This window comes from Acinetobacter seifertii (genome assembly GCF_000368065.1).
In the GTDB taxonomy this organism is placed as follows: Bacteria; Pseudomonadota; Gammaproteobacteria; order Pseudomonadales; family Moraxellaceae; genus Acinetobacter; species Acinetobacter seifertii.
In genome coordinates this window covers 1,362,109-1,378,518 of the sequence record NZ_KB851200.1, presented here as the reverse complement: position 1 = coordinate 1,378,518, position 16,410 = coordinate 1,362,109, and the positions used below count along the sequence as shown (strand labels likewise).

The 16,410-nt window shown below is 37.6% G+C and carries 17 protein-coding genes; 6 read left to right on the top strand and 11 right to left on the bottom strand.

The annotated features are described in order from the left end of the window. The first annotated feature begins 133 nt into the window (after positions 1 to 133). Positions 134 to 568, top strand: a complete 435-nt coding sequence (locus F985_RS13905; RefSeq protein WP_004701924.1) for an HIT domain-containing protein — start codon at positions 134 to 136, stop codon at positions 566 to 568. 52 nt (positions 569 to 620) lie between these two features. Then, positions 621 to 2,090: an adenylate/guanylate cyclase domain-containing protein gene (locus F985_RS13900; protein WP_004701923.1), complete on the top strand. Its 1,470-nt coding sequence runs from the start codon at positions 621 to 623 to the stop codon at positions 2,088 to 2,090. Positions 2,091 to 2,138: 48 nt separating this feature from the next. Here F985_RS13900 and fdx read toward each other — a convergent pair whose 3' ends face one another. The 8 genes from fdx to F985_RS13860 form a co-directional block, all read right to left on the bottom strand. Beyond that, positions 2,139 to 2,477 (bottom strand): ISC system 2Fe-2S type ferredoxin, encoded by a 339-nt coding sequence (gene fdx / locus F985_RS13895; protein WP_002049779.1) that lies wholly within the window; start codon positions 2,475 to 2,477, stop codon positions 2,139 to 2,141. An 18-nt stretch (positions 2,478 to 2,495) separates the two neighbouring features. Then, entirely contained in the window at positions 2,496 to 4,355 is a 1,860-nt protein-coding gene (gene hscA, locus F985_RS13890) for a Fe-S protein assembly chaperone HscA (RefSeq protein ID WP_004701921.1), read from the bottom strand. 38 nt (positions 4,356 to 4,393) lie between these two features. Next, positions 4,394 to 4,912 (bottom strand): Fe-S protein assembly co-chaperone HscB, encoded by a 519-nt coding sequence (gene hscB / locus F985_RS13885; protein ID WP_004701919.1) that lies wholly within the window; start codon positions 4,910 to 4,912, stop codon positions 4,394 to 4,396. 83 nt (positions 4,913 to 4,995) lie between these two features. Further along, positions 4,996 to 5,316 carry an iron-sulfur cluster assembly protein IscA gene (gene iscA, locus F985_RS13880; protein WP_004701917.1) on the bottom strand — a complete coding sequence of 107 codons (321 nt, stop codon included), beginning with the start codon at positions 5,314 to 5,316 and terminating at the stop codon, positions 4,996 to 4,998. Positions 5,317 to 5,346: 30 nt separating this feature from the next. Continuing rightward, positions 5,347 to 5,733, bottom strand: coding sequence for a Fe-S cluster assembly scaffold IscU (gene iscU / locus F985_RS13875; RefSeq protein ID WP_002049835.1), 387 nt, complete (start codon positions 5,731 to 5,733; stop codon positions 5,347 to 5,349). 66 nt (positions 5,734 to 5,799) lie between these two features. Continuing rightward, positions 5,800 to 7,017, bottom strand: coding sequence for an IscS subfamily cysteine desulfurase (locus tag F985_RS13870; protein WP_004701914.1), 1,218 nt, complete (start codon positions 7,015 to 7,017; stop codon positions 5,800 to 5,802). 1 nt (position 7,018) lies between these two features. Beyond that, positions 7,019 to 7,492 (bottom strand): Rrf2 family transcriptional regulator, encoded by a 474-nt coding sequence (locus F985_RS13865; RefSeq protein ID WP_004701912.1) that lies wholly within the window; start codon positions 7,490 to 7,492, stop codon positions 7,019 to 7,021. Positions 7,493 to 7,603: 111 nt separating this feature from the next. Next, positions 7,604 to 8,251, bottom strand: coding sequence for a hypothetical protein (locus F985_RS13860; RefSeq protein WP_004701910.1), 648 nt, complete (start codon positions 8,249 to 8,251; stop codon positions 7,604 to 7,606). A gap of 210 nt (positions 8,252 to 8,461) precedes the next feature. Between F985_RS13860 and F985_RS13855 the strand changes: the two genes are divergently transcribed. The 3 genes from F985_RS13855 (at position 8,462) to F985_RS13845 (ending at position 11,356) form a co-directional block, all read left to right on the top strand. Beyond that, positions 8,462 to 8,917, top strand: coding sequence for a phasin family protein (locus tag F985_RS13855; protein WP_004701909.1), 456 nt, complete (start codon positions 8,462 to 8,464; stop codon positions 8,915 to 8,917). Between the two features lie 169 nt (positions 8,918 to 9,086). Then, entirely contained in the window at positions 9,087 to 9,359 is a 273-nt protein-coding gene (locus F985_RS13850) for an HU family DNA-binding protein (RefSeq protein ID WP_001043034.1), read from the top strand. A 131-nt stretch (positions 9,360 to 9,490) separates the two neighbouring features. Then, positions 9,491 to 11,356 carry a SurA N-terminal domain-containing protein gene (locus F985_RS13845; RefSeq protein WP_004701906.1) on the top strand — a complete coding sequence of 622 codons (1,866 nt, stop codon included), beginning with the start codon at positions 9,491 to 9,493 and terminating at the stop codon, positions 11,354 to 11,356. 39 nt (positions 11,357 to 11,395) lie between these two features. Here the strand turns inward: F985_RS13845 and F985_RS13840 are convergent, their stop codons facing one another. Beyond that, on the bottom strand, positions 11,396 to 12,343 hold the full coding sequence (locus F985_RS13840) for an AraC family transcriptional regulator (RefSeq protein ID WP_025469148.1): 948 nt from the start codon (positions 12,341 to 12,343) through the stop codon (positions 11,396 to 11,398). A gap of 249 nt (positions 12,344 to 12,592) precedes the next feature. Between F985_RS13840 and F985_RS13835 the strand changes: the two genes are divergently transcribed. Next, positions 12,593 to 13,756: an alkane 1-monooxygenase gene (locus tag F985_RS13835; RefSeq protein ID WP_228128581.1), complete on the top strand. Its 1,164-nt coding sequence runs from the start codon at positions 12,593 to 12,595 to the stop codon at positions 13,754 to 13,756. A gap of 115 nt (positions 13,757 to 13,871) precedes the next feature. Here the strand turns inward: F985_RS13835 and F985_RS13830 are convergent, their stop codons facing one another. Together F985_RS13830 and F985_RS13825 are read right to left on the bottom strand one after the other, a co-directional pair. Continuing rightward, entirely contained in the window at positions 13,872 to 15,077 is a 1,206-nt protein-coding gene (locus F985_RS13830) for an acyl-CoA dehydrogenase family protein (RefSeq protein ID WP_004701900.1), read from the bottom strand. Positions 15,078 to 15,098: 21 nt separating this feature from the next. After that, positions 15,099 to 16,382 (bottom strand): acyl-CoA dehydrogenase family protein, encoded by a 1,284-nt coding sequence (locus F985_RS13825; RefSeq protein WP_171063670.1) that lies wholly within the window; start codon positions 16,380 to 16,382, stop codon positions 15,099 to 15,101. Positions 16,383 to 16,410 lie beyond the last annotated feature (28 nt).

Here is a 16,410-nt window from a genome sequence, read left to right as displayed (position 1 = left end):
TTTTTATACCTTGAGATATGAATAAGTGCATAAAATCATTGTTATTTGTAAGCAAACGGGCTACTAATAATATTCACATCAAAACTGATGTGGTAGTATTAGCCATTATTGTTTATTGTCATTTATAAAAGATATGTTTAGTTTGCATCCACAACTTGCTCAAGATACTTTTTTTGTAGGCGATTTTCCGCTTTCAACATGTCGTTTAATGAATGATATGCAATTTCCTTGGTTGATTTTAGTACCACGTGTACCAGGGATCACGGAATTATACGAATTAAGTCAAGCTGACCAAGAACAGTTTTTACGTGAATCAAGTTGGTTATCTAGCCAGTTAGCTCGCGTTTTTCGTGCTGACAAAATGAATGTTGCAGCTTTAGGTAATATGGTTCCTCAATTACATTTTCACCATGTTGTCCGCTATCAAAATGACGTAGCTTGGCCTAAACCAGTATGGGGTACACCAGCCGTGCCATACACAAGTGATGTTTTGGCTCACATGCGTCAGACCCTTATGCTTGCTTTACGTGGTCAAGGTGATATGCCTTTTGATTGGCGTATGGATTAAATCAATGTCATGCCACATGTGAGTGTGGCAACATTGAAATGTGGAGGATAGGGTGCAATTAGAGAGGTTTATAGATCGGGAACCTAAGCAGTTTGCATATTTTCATCGTTTGATGGGGTATTCAATTCTGTCATTGATTTTAGTGATCTATGCCTTTACCTCACCAGATACTAATTATCAAATCTATATTCCTCCTTTCTTTCTCTTTTTACTTTTTGTTAGTTCTAAATTAGAGCACTGGTTACAGTACCAGTTTGATAAGAAAACCCAAAAAAGTGTTTTCTTTGCGATAGATGCAATTGTGGTGGCGGTTACTCTAGCGGGCGTACATCTCAATCTTGTTCCTACATTTATTGCGCTTTTTGCATTATTTTACTCAGCAATTAATAGTCGTATTTCGTTTGCAGTAATTTGTTTAACGAGTCTACTTGGTGCGATTATTTTTTATTTAAGTACTTTTTTCCTATTTGGTTTTCATCCATATTTTGAAGCAACGAGCCAAGAATTAACGGTAATTACCTTACTTGGTTTAGTGATGTTTATAACCATTGGAAATTATTACCAACATCGCTGGGTTAAAAAAATTAGTCAGCAACGCCAGCATTATTATGACCAAATGACGCGTTATATCGCTTTTGCTAATCAGTTAAGTCGCTATGCTCCATTACAATTATGGCAATCTATTATGCGCGGTGAGGCTGAGGCAAAAATTGAATATAAACGTAAGAAAATGACAGTATTCTTTTCTGATATTCAGGGTTTTACTGAGTTATCCGAAACCTTAATTCCAGATGATTTGGCTTTCTTGCTTAATGACTATTTAAGTCATATGACTGAAATTGCGAAGCAATACGAGGCGACTGTTGATAAATTTATGGGAGATGCGATTCTCATATTTTTTGGAGATCCGAACTCACAAGGTGTTGAGCAAGATGCCAAATCATGTGTAGAAATGGCAATTGCTATGCGTCAGCAAATGAAGTTGTTGCGCGAACGCTGGAAGAAAATGGGATATTCAGCCTTACATATCCGTATGGGGATTAGTACGGGTTATTGCCACGTTGGGAACTACGGGGCAACACATCGTATGGCTTATACGATTGTGGGTCGTGATGTAAATTTGGCGGCACGTTTACAATATGCTGCTGAAATCGATGAGATACTCATTTCTGATGATACTTATCAACTTATTAAAAGTGATTTTCTATGTGCACCTAAAACACCTATTTATTTAAAAGGTATTCAAGGTGCAGTAAAAACATGGCAAGTCATGGAAAAATATACAGGTAACAAGTCAGATCATCAGCAATGGTTTGATTATGAGTATAAAGGTTTTCATTTAGTCCTGAACTTAGAAGAAGTACAGAACTACGAATATCCAGAGTTGGTTGAAGTGCTTGAAAAAATGATTCAACGCATTAAAGTTCAACAAACTTTGATTAATACTCAAGGTGTGGCTCAGCTTAAACTTGAAGATGAAGTTAAACAGATAAATATTGATCAAAAGCAAAACCAAATATAAATTACAAGAATAAAAAAGCTGCCGAAGCAGCTTTTTCACTATTATATTTTAATGATTTTCTGATGCATGGTTAATTGTGTATTTCGGAATCTCGATTTCAAGATCTTCATCTACGATTTTAACTTGGCATGAAAGGCGAGAGTCTGGCTCTAAGCCCCAAGCACGGTCTAAAAGATCGGCTTCAACATCATTCATTTCTTCTAAGCTATCAAAACCTTTGCGAACAATGACATGGCAAGTTGTACATGCGCATGACATGTCACAAGCGTGTTCGATTTTGATACCTTTGTTGAGCAGGCTCTGGCAAAGATTTGCATTTTGTTCAACCTCAAATTCTGCGCCTTCGGGACAAATCTGAGCATGAGGAAGTACTTTAATACGTGGCATATTGATCACCTATACCTTTTAGTTTGATTTTGACCAATCGTCGAGTTTTGTGCCTTTTAAGGCATGGTCAATATGTCGATTCATTCGTAGTGCTGCAAACGCATCACTATGTACTTTAAGCTGTTGAACTGCTTGCTCAATCGCTTGGATATCGCTGCCTTCAAGCTGTGTTTTCAAGGATTCTTTTGCAGAGTTAAGAGCTTCACGCTGGTTTTCATCAAGTAAATCTGCATCTACTTTTAATGCTTGCTCTAGAGCCTCAAGTTCACGTTCTGCTTCAACTTTGGTTTCCTTTAAGTGACGAAGATTTTTGTCTTCTTCGGCATGTTGAAAACCTTCAATTAATAAGCGTTCCGTATCTGCTTCAGATAAACCATAAGATGGTTTGATATCAATATAGGCTTGTACACCAGAAGTTGTTTCACGAGCAGAAACAGTGAGTAAACCATCTGCATCAACTTGGAAAGTGACTTCAATACGAGCTTGGCCTGCTGTCATTGGTGGAATACCATGAAGCACAAATCTGCCTAATGAGCGGCAATGTTCAACTAAATCACGCTCACCCTGAACTACATGAATTAACATGGCAGTTTGGCCGTCTTGATAAGTTGTAAACTCTTGACGACGGGCTACAGGAATAGCGGTATTACGAGAAATTAGGCGTTCAACTAAACCACCCATTGTTTCTAACCCAAGAGAAAGAGGCGTCACATCTAAAAGAAGTGAACCATCTTGACTATTGCCGATTAACTGATTTGCCGTAATCGAGGCACCAATAGCCACAACTTCATCCGGGTTGATTGTGCAAAGAGGCTCTTGATTAAAAACGTCACGGACTGCTTTTTGAACCGCATAAGAGCGGGTAGAACCACCTACCAAAACAACATTTTGAATGTCAGTTAACTCAAGCTTGGCATCACGTAGTACACGCTTACAAACACTAATGGTTTTATCTAGAGCCACTTGAATAATGCTTTCAAATGTAGGGCGATCTAGTGTAAGAGTTGTATCAATCAGCTTTAATTCAACTGAATCTTGATTAGATAATTGTTCTTTAGCTTGACGCGCTGCGACTATAAATACGGCATAGTCTTCGTTACTTAATACATCAATATTAAGCTGTTTTTTTGCCCATTTCACAATTAGACGGTCTAAGTCATCACCACCTAGAGCTGTGTGACCCCCTGTCGCTAGGACTTCAAATACGCCTTGTGAAAAACGCAAGATTGATACATCAAAAGTACCACCGCCCAAATCGTAAATTACATAGTTACGGTCGGTCTCTAAGTTACTTTCTTGATCCAATCCATAAGCAACTGCGGCAGCTGTAGGTTCATTTAATAAACGTAATACATTTAAACCAGCAAGTTGAGCAGCATCACGAGTTGCTTGGCGTTGAGCTTCATCAAAGTAAGCAGGAACTGTAATCACAGCACCATTAACAGGATTTTGTAGACTATCTTCAGCACGATCTTTTAATTGTTTTAAAATTTCAGCTGAAATTTCTACAGGTGTTTTACGTCCAGCACGAGTTTCAAAAGCAGGCATCTCGTTTTCTGAGCCTACTAATTCATATGGATGCTGAAACTTAATATCTGCTTTTGAGCGACCCATAAATCGTTTAACAGATACAATCGTATTTTTTGGATCTGCAATGATAAATGGTTTAGCTTCTTCACCATAATGAGTTGTATTGTCCCCATAATGAACGATAGAAGGAAGTAATCTTCTATTTTGAACATCATTGAGTACTTTAGGTTTGCCTGATAACACTGTCGCAACTAGTGAGTGTGTTGTTCCTAGGTCAATACCAATCGCAATGCGATGTTGGTGTGGGGCACTGGATTGACCCGGTTCAGCAATTTGCAAAAGTGCCATGAGTTAAATCCCTTGAAAATAAAATAGAAAAAGCAAAATTAAAAATCATCGTCTAAATCAAAGCTGTCTTCTTCATCTAACAGTTGATCTTCTGCTTTATCAATATCGTTCAAAACACGTTGAAAGAAACGTAACTTACGTACTGTATCACGTGCTTCAGCCCAATCTTCTTCGCTGTAATCAATTTTGAATTCACGAACCAGGCCATCAATCCATTGTTGTACTTCTAGCTTTAAAGTACGTAAATGTTCAGTTGTTGTCGCTTCGTCAAGTTGTTCACGAAGTTCTAAAGCAGATTGTAGAAATTCAAAATCACTAATAGATTGATCAAGATGATGATCTTGCTTCTTAAGAGCTAAAAGATAAGCAGCACGACTATCTACTTGTGATAGTGTTTTAAAAGCTTGATTGATTTCACTTGATTTGATCAATGCTTGATCTTTATCTGAGGCTTTATCTGGATGATATTGTTGCTGCAAACTCAAGAAATTTGATTTTAAGCTTGCCAAATCGATATCGAGTGCCACAGGTAAATTGAACAACTCAAAATGATTCATTAGAAATGGGATCCGCGTTAATTAAATACATTAAAACAGTGCTTGATAGACACTGTTTTAATGAGAAAAAGGAAAGGAGAGGATTAAACAGTGAAAGATTCACCACAACCACATTCACCCTTTTTATTAGGATTGTTAAATTCGAACCCTTCATTAAGGCCATTTTTAACATAGTCCATTTCTAAGCCTTCTAAATAAACTAGGCTTTTCGGATCTACAAAAACCTTAACGCCGAACTGTTCGAAAGTTTGATCATGTTCATCGATTTCATCTACAAACTCGAGAACATAAGCCAACCCAGAACAACCAGAAGTTTTCACACCAACGCGAATGCCTTCACCCTTACCTCGGTTTTTAAGGTAATTGCTAATATGAGTCGCAGCATTTTCAGTTAAATGAATCATGAAAACTCCAACGTTTATAATGGTAACAAATTAAGCTTTTGACTTTTTACTACGATAATCTTCAATCGCAGCTTTAATCGCATCTTCAGCTAAAACAGAGCAGTGAACTTTTACTGGTGGAAGAGCTAACTCAGTCGCAATATCAATATTTTTGATTGCTTGAGCTTCATCAAGAGTTTTGCCTTTTAACCATTCAGTTACAAGAGAACTTGATGCAATTGCAGAACCACAACCGTAAGTTTTAAAGCGTGCTTCTTCGATTACGCCACTGTCATTTACTTGGATCTGTAAACGCATCACGTCGCCACATGCAGGTGCACCCACCATACCTGTACCAACATTTTCAGAGTTTTTGTCTAAAACACCAACATTACGTGGATTTTCGTAATGATCAATTACCTTTTCGCTATAAGCCATTTCGCTTCTCCAAACCTCGGGGTCAGCCTAATATTAATATGAGGGTTAAAACACTAATTTCAATAATTAGTGTTCTGCCCATTCAACTGTAGAAAGATCGATACCTTCTTTGTACATATCCCAAAGCGGAGAAAGTTCACGTAATTTCTCAACAGCGGCTTTGGTAATTGTAAGCACGTGGTCAATGTCTTCTTCAGTCGTGTATTTACCAAAACTAAAGCGAATTGAGCTGTGTGCAAGCTCATCAGATAAACCTAATGCGCGAAGAACATATGAAGGCTCTAAAGTTGCAGAAGTACAAGCTGAACCACTTGATACGGCAGCATCTTTAAGCGACATCATTAAAGATTCACCTTCAACAAAGTTAAAGCTGACATTTAAATAGTTTGCAACGTTTTGAGTTGGATGACCATTTAAGAACACTTGTTCAAGATCTTGTAAACCGTTCCAAAGTTTGTCACGAAGTTTACGAAGACGCTCTTGTTCAGCATGCATGGTTTTGCCTGCGATTTCAAAAGCCTCACCCATACCTACGATTTGGTGAGTAGCCAAAGTACCAGAACGCATACCACGCTCATGACCACCACCATGAATTTGTGCTTTTAAGCGAACACGTGGGCTACGACGTACATATAATGCGCCAATACCTTTTGGACCATAAATTTTATGAGCAGAGAAACTCATAAGGTCAATTTTCATAGTAGATAAGTCGATATCAACTTTACCAGCTGCTTGTGCTGCATCTACATGGAAAAATGTTTTGTTGGCACGTGTTAATTCACCAATCGCCGCTACATCTGTAACTGTACCAATTTCATTGTTTACCATCATAAGAGAAACAAGAATAGTATCTGGGCGAAGGGCAGCCTTCACCATCTCAGGAGTAATTAAACCTGTTTGTGGTTGTGGCTCTAGGTAAGTAATTTCAAAACCTTGTTCTTCTAATTCACGACAAGGATCTAGAACAGCTTTGTGTTCAATTTTACTTGTAATGATATGTTTGCCTTTAGAAGCGTAGAATTGAGCTACACCTTTAAGAGCAAGGTTATCTGATTCGGTTGCACCAGAAGTCCAAACGATTTCACGTGGGTCAGCTTTAATTAAATTTGCGACTTGCTCACGTGCATATTCAACTTTTTCTTCTGCTTGCCAGCCATAAGCGTGGGAACGAGATGCAGCATTACCAAAGGTACCGTCGAAAGTTAAACACTCCATCATACGTTCTGCAACTTGCGGATCTACTGGAGTGGTTGCTGCGTAATCAAGATAAATTGGACGTTTCATATCAAATACCTGTACCCGATAAAAGAGCTGAATCTATGCCAGTCACATTTTGGCGTAGTGCAACAGTTTGAACGTTGTCTCGGCTAATGAGGTCGGCAAGAGTGATTTTGGCTAAATAGTCGGCAATATGATGAGAGAGTTCTTGCCATAAATCGTGAGTCAGACACATTGCACCATTTTGGCAGTTACCTTTATGGTCGCAACGCGTTGCATCAACGGTTTCATTTACGGCTTCAATGATTTCTAACACAGTAATTTCATCAGCGTTTCGAGCCAAATGGTAACCACCATTTGCACCGCGAACACTAGAAACTAACCCATGACGCTTAAGTTTAGCGAACAACTGCTCTAAGTAAGCAACTGAAATAGATTGACGTGCGGCAATTTCGGCGAGCGTGATCGTTTGTTCAGTTGGCTGCAAAGCTAAATCAAGTAGAGCAGTCACTGCGTAGCGACCGCGAGTTGTAAGGCGCATGATTCGATACACATGTTAAGACTAGATAATAGGATTTTATGAATCCCGACTAAAATAGTCAAGTTTTTTTATTTTTAATTCAAGTGTAGGATCAGAATAGAAAAAAATGAGTTATGCTGCCCATAAATTATATATCAAATAAGCAAAAAATATTAGGCTAATTATACCAAAGCACAAGTTAATATTGCGTTGGCGTTGCTGTAAACGTGCAATTCGATTCTGATATTGTTTAATTTCTACATTTAATGAATTGATCTCTGAACGTTGTTGATCGATTTTTTCAAGTAATGGGGCAATTCTTTTGCGTGAAGCAAGTGTCTCAGCTTCGTCATCTGGCGTGTTAAACCATTGTTTCCAGTCTGCTAGAAGTTTAGGTAATGTGAGATGTGAAATTAAATCGATGAGTTCTTTTTTAGTTTCTGAATCTCCATCAATTCGCATGTTGTTTAAACTGCGTTGATTTGAGAAAGCGAAAATCTTGATAAGATCAATAAGTGTACTATTTATTTCTAAGTCAATACGACGGTCATATGAGTGAATATCAAATAGCAAGCCTTTTTCAGTAAATTGCACATAGAAGTCGAAAAATGGCAAATAGCTATTAATGCGGATTGTGATTTTATTAGCGATAAACTTTTTCGCTTGCAAGCGAAGAACACCATCGTGGGTGAGAATAAATGAGAAAAAAGTTTCTAAAATAATTAGAACAATATTCAGCAACAGACGTGGATGTTTTTGTCTTTGTTGCGTTTCACTCATAAAAGTTTATCCTTAAATATTAGAGATTAATTGAGGGAATGAGACATCCTATCTCAAACTTAGCATAATGTCCTGTTAAATATATTTACATGACATGATTGTTTTGTAGAACAGTTTCATAAATGTATCAAGTCTTGACTTTGATATTATAAGAATATTTTGTGGTTAAATAAGACTTCGTCTGTCTCATCCGATCAGGAGCTTAGATCAATGGATAATGCAAATATAGAAACACAAGTAGAAGAGCAAGGAGAAAAAAATAAATTAAAATCAAAAAGTTCTAGGAAGTCTGCATTAGATTTTAGAAAGTATACTAAACAGATCTGGTTAGCAGGTCTAGGTGCTTTTTCTCGTGCTGAAGAAGAAGGCAATAAACTATTTGACTCGCTAGTCAAAGTAGGTGAAGAGCTTGAGTCTAAAACAGGTGATTTAGCTGATACAACTGTTGGTAAAGTAACCGAAAAAGCCAAAGAGTCTGTTTCTGACACCAAAGACAAAGTTGAAAAAATCTTAGATACCAGTGTGAATCATTCTTTAAATAGAATTGGCTTAGTTACTCCTAAGGATTTACAGCATATAGAACAACTCTTGGTTCAACTGCATATAAAGGTTGATGCTTTAATTGAAGAAAATCAAAAATTGAAGGCAAAATTGAATGAAAAGTAAAAAAATGTAGGGATTTAGCAAATATATAACAGTTTTTTAGCATTTATTTTTGCTAAAAGCTCTGCTCTAGTATTGCGTTTTCCCCCAAAGCATTGCTATAAAGGCGTCATGGCCTTTTAAACTATAGCCTTGGACCTTAAACAAACGATATTAAGAGGATGTTTTATTCATGAATAAATCAGAATTAATCGATGCAATTGCTGAAAAAGGGGGAGTATCTAAGACTGATGCAGGCAAGGCACTCGATGCGACAATTGCGTCTATTACTGAAGCACTAAAAAAAGGTGACACAGTAACTTTAGTTGGTTTCGGTACTTTCAGTGTTAAAGAACGTGCTGCACGTACTGGCCGTAACCCTAAAACTGGTGAAGAGCTTCAAATTAAAGCAACAAAAGTACCTAGCTTTAAAGCTGGTAAAGGTCTTAAAGATTCAGTTGCTTAATCTTTTAAGATGATTAAACGCGCCAATATAGGCGCGTTTTTTATTAAAAATCTGAATTGACCAATATTGCTCATTCATTCATTGTGGTTTTTCAGTTAAAATTCTCCTCGAAATAAAATATTGGAATACTTATGGAATCTTTTCGTACAGTCATTAAGGGTTGGCTAGGCAAAGTCCTTTTAATTTTGTTTTTGACCCCTTTAGCGCTTGTAGGTATTAATGGATATTTTAATAGGGGAAACAAGGCAGATGTCGCAAAAACTGTCAATGGACAGGACATATCAAAAAAAGACCTTGAAACTTTAACGCAAAGGTATAAAGAACAATATTTAGCTGCTGTAAAGGGTGATGAAAGTTTACTTAATTTACCGGTAATTCAAGCGAAAGCACTTGATATATTGGTATCTCGTAATTTACTTATTCAGCAAGCTGAAAAACTCGGTATCTCTTTAAGTGATGCTCAAATTGAGCAAATGTTGGCTCAACAGCCAAGTTTGCAAGAAAATGGCCAGTTTTCACAAAAATTATATGAAAATTATTTGCGTTCGATTGGTATGACAAGCCAAGCTTTAATTGCGAGCTTGCGTCAAGATCACGCTTTAAAAATGTTGACTTCAACTTTTTCAGATTATTCTTTAGTAAGTAAAGTTGATTTAATGCAAATTGCGAATTTGCAAACAGAACAACGTACATTACATTTGGCTAGTATCAAGTTAGACAGTTATAAAACTGGCTTAACTGCATCGAATCAAGAAGCTACTGACTATTACAACAAACATCAGAATGAGTTTAAACAGCCTGCTTCAGTTGATGTGGATTATGTTGTCTTATCTCCATCTTTAATGGCGAAGCCTGCACCAGCAACAGATGCTGAGCTTAAGCAAGCCTATGCGAAGTTTGTAGAAACTCAGCAAAAAGATGCTAAACGTGTTGTTAAACATATTCTTATTACGACTGATGGTCGTGATGATGCAGCAGCCCAAAAGCTTGCTAAAGATGTATACGCAAAAATCCAAGGTGGTCTTTCATTTGCTCAAGCAGCAGCCCAGTTTTCAGAAGATCCAACTTCGAAAGCGAAAGGCGGCTTAGTTGAGGCATATGCACCTGGTATTTTCTCTGATGCATTTGATAAAACTGTTTTAAGTTTGAAAAATGGTCAAGTTTCACAGCCAGTAAAAACACAATATGGTTACCATATTATTGAAGCAGAAACCCCAGCGACTCAAATTCCTTCATTTTATGCTGAGAAGGCACGCTTAACTGCAGAAGTTGAAAAGAATAAAGTTGCTACTGTTTATTCAGATACCGTTAATAGTTTGAATGAAACGATTGTTGGTAATGATTCTTTAGATGCAGTTGTACAACAAGTTAAAGGTACAAAAATTGAATCTTTAAATGGTGTAACTTTAGCTACTCAAAATCCGCAATTAAGTGATCCAAACGTAAAAATTAAATTGTTTAACGATGATGTGAAAAATGGTGATCGTAATGCTTCATCAAATATTCAATTAGCGAATGGCGATACAGTCTGGATTAAAGTACGTGACTATCATGCAGCTGGTGTTAAACCAATTGCTCAAGCGATGAATGAAGCGAAAGCTAAAGTAATCGATGAAAAAGCACGTAAAGCGGCTCAAGCAAAAATTGCTACAATGTTGACTGAATTCAAAACTCAGCCAGCTGAACAGGTTGTTGCAAAAAATAAGGTACCTTTTGAATCTGCAGGTGTATTTACTCGCTCACAAGGTTTGAAACGTGCAATTGAGCGTGCAGCATTTAGTGTTCCTACGCCAAAACCTGGTATGTGGTCTGTTACAACAGCAAACTTACCAAATGAGTTAGTCGTTGTTGCTGTATCTAATGTAAATTCAGCTGCGGTAAATGCTATGCCAGCTGACCAGTTAAAGCAATTACAGCAGCTTTATCGCCAGTCTCGTGGGCAGCAAATACTTGAAGATTACAGCGAATACTTAAAGTCACACGCTAAAATCAAATAAAATTTATGTAATAAAAAAAGCGCTTCGGCGCTTTTTTTATTACTGATCTAGACTGCTCCCAACATAGTTTTGTCTATATTGTTTAGGCGATAAATCAAATACTCTTTTAAATGCTTGACTAAAGGCTGTTTCTGAAGAATAACCGACTTTATTTGAAATTTGTTGAATTGATAAATTGCTTGTACGCAGATATTGGCTCGCTAAACGAAAGCGATAATGCTGTAAATATGTAAGAGGAGGTTCACCAATAATACTATTAAAAAGATTGGCAAACTTAGATCGTGACATGCAACATTGTTCAGCTAATGATTCAACAGTCCAGCTTGCTTCAGGTTGACTATGAATTGCTGATAGAGCATTACTCAGCTCAGGGTGAGTTAAGGCACCTAACCAGTTTTGCTGATCTGACATTTGTTGAATATGATCACGAATACATTCAATTAAAAGAATGCTCACTAAATGATCGATAATCTTGTCATGCCCAGGTTGAATTTTTTGTGTTTCGACTGCTAAAAAATACAGTCCTATTTGCAACCATTCAGGAGGAGTGGTTTGATTCTCTCGTTGAATATGCATGATAGGTGGTAATGCATTAATAAGTGGTCCTGCCATATGCGTATCAACTTGACAGCGTAAACAGAGCAGTAATGTATTTTCAGATGCTGCTGAACCGAGCTCAATCGGGTCTTGTCGATGTCCGTTAAATAACGGAGTAATATCGACAGGATCTACAAGTTTACTTGCAGTCGCTTTTGAGTCTGTAGCATGGTGAGCTTTTCCAGAGGGAATTAAAATAATATCTCCAGCCTTAGCTGTTATTTTTTCTGAAGCATTTATTTGAATATATACAGAACCGGTTAAAACGATATAAGCAAGTAAAGCAGATTGATCTTGTGTTTTAAAAGCCCATTCATTTTGTGCTTTGATATAGATATATTCTGACTTATTTAAGTGGATATCATCAAAAAATTTACTTAGTGCATCCATGTTTACGCGATCAATCATTATTTTAATAAAATTATAGTGAGCTGTAAGAATAGATCAACATGTGTTTTTAGGTCAAAAAAGTGGAAGAAAATGCCAAAGACTTTGAAATAGGTTTTTTGGACGGTTACAACTGTTAAGCAAATGGTATTTCTTTAACTATATAGATATATAGAAAAAGGAAATATGACTATGAATGCACCAGTAAATGTTCAGCAAGAACTTATGCCAGTGCCAGCGTCTATGCGTTAGATAGATCGTAAGCGCTATTTATGGATGATTAGTCCGGCTTTACCTGTAATTGGTTTAGGTATTTTAGCTGGTTACCATTTTGGTCCACGCCCATTAAAGAAAGTATTTGCTTTGGGTGGCCCACTTTTATTACATGTTGTGATTCCTGCAATTGATACGATTATTGGTAAAGATGCACGTAATCCAACTGACGAAGAAATTAAACTTCTAGAAAAAGATCCGTATTATTCGCGTTTGGTGAAGAGCTTTATCCCATTACAATATGCAGCAAACGTTTATGCATGTTATTTAACAAGCCGTAAAACTACTTCTTTTATAGATAAAATTTTACTTGGTATTTCTATGGGTGCAATTAATGGTATTGCGATTAATACTGCTCATGAACTAAGCCATAAGCATGATCGTATTGACCATATTTTATCTCATCTTGCTTTGGTGCCTACAGGTTACAACCATTTCCGTATTGAGCATCCATATGGCCATCATAAGCGTGCGGCAACGCCTGAAGACCCTGCTTCTTCACGTATGGGGGAAACATTCTATGAATTCTGGCCGCGTACAGTTATTGGTTCTTTCAAGTCAGCAATTGAAATTGAGAAAAACCGATTAAAACGTAAAGGTAAAGAGTTTTGGTCACTCGATAATGAATTACTGCAAGGCTGGGGTATGACTGCTGCTTTTCATAGTTCGATGATTGGACTTTTTGGTAAAGGTACGATTCCGTATTTAGCGACGCAAGCATTTTACGGTATTAGTCTTTTTGAAATTATTAACTATATTGAGCATTATGGTTTGCTACGCCAGAAAAAAGAAAACGGCCAATATGAGCGTACAATGCCAGAGCATAGCTGGAATAATAACAACGTAGTGACAAACTTGTTCTTATATCAGTTACAGCGTCACTCAGATCACCATGCTTATCCAACTCGTCCATTCCAAGCACTGCGTCATTTTGATGAAGCACCTGAGTTACCAAGTGGTTATGCAAGTATGTTGCTACCAGCATTAATTCCTTCACTGTGGTTTAAAATGATGGACAAGCGTGTATTTGATCACTACAAAGGTGATTTAAATAAAGCAAATATTTCACCAAAACGTCGTGCAAAAATCTTTAAAAAATTCGGTGTAGTTGATAAGTCATTAGAAGTTACGCCAGTTAAATAAATAAAAAATATATACCTGAAATACCTAACCCTCTAATCATATGATTAGAGGGTTTTTATTTTGTAGATAGAGTAGTACTAAGCAGTAAGGAAGTTTTAACTTCCTTGCAACGCTCTTATTTTAATTCGCTTGACGATTTACCAAGCTCACGTCGAGCAATAATAAGCTGCTGAATTTGTTGAGTTCCTTCAAAAATATCAAGAATTTTTGAATCACGTGCCCATTTCTCAAGTAATTCATCTTCGTTATAGCCAACACTTGCTGCTAACTCGACACACTTCAAAGTAATTTCATTACCTACACGGCCTGCTTTTGCCTTGGCGATGGAAGCTTCTTTTGAGTTTGGTTTCTTGTTGTCAGCCATCCATGTTGCTTTCAACATGAGTAACCGTGCTGCTTCCCATTCGGCCTCCATACGGTAAATTTGTGCCGCAAGATTGGACGTTTGTAAATATGGAGTTGAGTAATTTGGGTCCAACTGATCTTTAAAAATTTCTTTAATACGTTCTAATGAAGCTTTAGCACAGCCAATGGCCATAGCAGCGACTAACGGGCGTGTATTATCAAAAGTTTCCATTACACCTGCGAAACCTTTAGCAACGTCCACTTCGGCATTACCTAAAAGATTTTCGGCTGGCACACGGCAGTCAGTAAAACTAATAACTGCCGTATCAGAAGCTTTAATTCCCAATTTATGTTCAAGGCGCTCCACCTTCATTCCAGGCGTGCCTTTAGGCACTACAAATGATTTGATGGCTGCACGTCCAAGTTTTCGGTCGAGTGTAGCCCAGACAACCACAGAGTCTGCACGTTCACCAGAGGTTACGAAAATCTTTTCACCATTTAAAATGTAGTCATTACCATCTTTAGTTGCTGTAGTACGGATAGCAGCAGAGTCTGAACCACAGCCGGGTTCAGTAATCGCCATTGCAGCCCAAGTACCTTTAAAACGTTCTAATTGCTCATCATTTGCAACTGCTGCGATGGCAGAATTTCCTAAACCTTGGCGTGGCATACTGAGTAATAGCCCAGTATCGCCATAACACATTTCAATGATACCTAGTGCTGTCGACATGTTGGTGCCGTTACGGACACCTTCATTATCTGTTTCACCTCGTTTGCTTGCACCAGCTGCACCTGCATTAATTCCTTCGCCACCTTCGTTCATACCGTCGATGAGTGAGGCAAGCATATCAAGCTCTTTGGGATAAGCATGTTCTGCTTTATCGTATTTACGGGAAATAGGGCGTAATACATTGATCGCAACATCATGTGCTTGATCAATCATCATTTTGAATTTTTTGGGATTTTGTAAATTCATGAAAATGTCCTCAGATTGATCTTAAGCATGTAAGCCAGAATGTAAAATTGCGGTCGCACGTAAATCACGGTACCAACGTTCAACTGGGTGTTCTTTTGTGAAGCCATGACCACCCAAAATTTGTACGCCATCTGTTCCTATTTTCATGGATTTTTCTGAACAAAGAAGACGAGCTAAATATGCTTCACGATGGAAAGATTTACCTGCTTCAGCAAGACTTGCTGCATTTAAAATCAGCATACGCATAGCATCAATTTCAATTGCCATGTCTGCAATCATGAATGCGACACTTTGACGATGTGAAATTGGTTCTCCGAAAGCAGTTCGCTCATTGGCATATTTAATACAATAGGCTTTTACAGCTTCACATGTACCTACAGCCATTGCACACCACATCAAGTTGCCCAAATCTACAAAGGCTGTGTAATCAAAATCTGTTGTGCCTAGTCGTAGAGCAGGTGTGTGGCTAAATTTTAAAGTAGCTGTCTCTGTTGCTTTGAGGCCCATTGCCGGAGTGTTCTTAATGGAAATAGTGTCACCCACTTGCACTAGAAATACATCTGGCTTGCCATTAAAGTCAGCACTCACCAATAACACATCAGCCAAATCACCTAAAATGACTAAGGTTTTTTCACCATCAATGTAAAATTGATCATTTTCAAGAGAAGCTTTTGTTTTTAAAACATAAGGGTTGAATGCTGGAGTTGCTTCTTGTACTGCAAAGGTTGCTGTAATGTCTGAGTCTTCAGCAAAACATGGCAGATACATTGACTGAACCTCGGCAGATCCCCAACGTGTGATTGCATTAATAACGCTAAAGGTACTGAGTAATCCCGCTGTAAGACTAAAATCACCTTCAGCTAGTTTTTCAGCGATGAGTAAGTTGCTTACAATATTTTGTTCAGCAGCAACGCCACCTAGTGCTTCTGGTAGGGCGTAATAATTTAGCCCTAAATCTTCAACATATTGCCAAAGGTTTTCTGGAAATTGTGCTGCTTGATCGGCATCATGAGCTAATGCTAGTAAAACTTCTTTAGCAAATTGAGACATTGCTTCAGAAGTCATTTGTTGTTCTTCAGTTAGGCTTAAATCAAATAGGTTTTTCTTTTGCTGAGGTAGTCGTTGTTGTGGAATTTGTTTAGGTTTAAATGCTTTTTGAGTTTGGCTTAATGCTCTAAAGCCAGCTTTTGAACCTTGATAAAGAGACTTTTCAAGAAATTTACGTAGTTTGAGTTGATCAAGTACATCGCTTCCAGCTAATTTTGTGATCAGCGATAAACCCAACCCTTGGGCTTTATTGATCATATTTGTCATGATTATGGTGTCCTAACAC

Excerpts from the sequence above, each read along its gene's own strand:
- F985_RS13860 (WP_004701910.1), bottom strand. The coding sequence starts at position 8,251 with ATGAGTGAAACGCAACAAAGACAAAAACATCCACGTCTGTTGCTGAAT.
- F985_RS13865 (WP_004701912.1), bottom strand. The coding sequence starts at position 7,492 with ATGCGCCTTACAACTCGCGGTCGCTACGCAGTGACTGCTCTACTTGAT.
- fdx (WP_002049779.1), bottom strand. The coding sequence starts at position 2,477 with ATGCCACGTATTAAAGTACTTCCTCATGCTCAGATTTGTCCCGAAGGC.
- iscA (WP_004701917.1), bottom strand. The coding sequence starts at position 5,316 with ATGATTCATTTAACTGAAAATGCTGCGACTCATATTAGCAATTACCTT.
- F985_RS13830 (WP_004701900.1), bottom strand. The coding sequence starts at position 15,077 with ATGAATTTACAAAATCCCAAAAAATTCAAAATGATGATTGATCAAGCA.
- F985_RS13840 (WP_025469148.1), bottom strand. The coding sequence starts at position 12,343 with ATGGATGCACTAAGTAAATTTTTTGATGATATCCACTTAAATAAGTCA.
- F985_RS13850 (WP_001043034.1), top strand. The coding sequence starts at position 9,087 with ATGAATAAATCAGAATTAATCGATGCAATTGCTGAAAAAGGGGGAGTA.
- F985_RS13825 (WP_171063670.1), bottom strand. The coding sequence starts at position 16,382 with ATGATCAATAAAGCCCAAGGGTTGGGTTTATCGCTGATCACAAAATTA.
- F985_RS13905 (WP_004701924.1), top strand. The coding sequence starts at position 134 with ATGTTTAGTTTGCATCCACAACTTGCTCAAGATACTTTTTTTGTAGGC.
- hscA (WP_004701921.1), bottom strand. The coding sequence starts at position 4,355 with ATGGCACTTTTGCAAATTGCTGAACCGGGTCAATCCAGTGCCCCACAC.
- F985_RS13870 (WP_004701914.1), bottom strand. The coding sequence starts at position 7,017 with ATGAAACGTCCAATTTATCTTGATTACGCAGCAACCACTCCAGTAGAT.
- hscB (WP_004701919.1), bottom strand. The coding sequence starts at position 4,912 with ATGAATCATTTTGAGTTGTTCAATTTACCTGTGGCACTCGATATCGAT.
- F985_RS13845 (WP_004701906.1), top strand. The coding sequence starts at position 9,491 with ATGGAATCTTTTCGTACAGTCATTAAGGGTTGGCTAGGCAAAGTCCTT.
- F985_RS13855 (WP_004701909.1), top strand. The coding sequence starts at position 8,462 with ATGGATAATGCAAATATAGAAACACAAGTAGAAGAGCAAGGAGAAAAA.
- iscU (WP_002049835.1), bottom strand. The coding sequence starts at position 5,733 with ATGGCTTATAGCGAAAAGGTAATTGATCATTACGAAAATCCACGTAAT.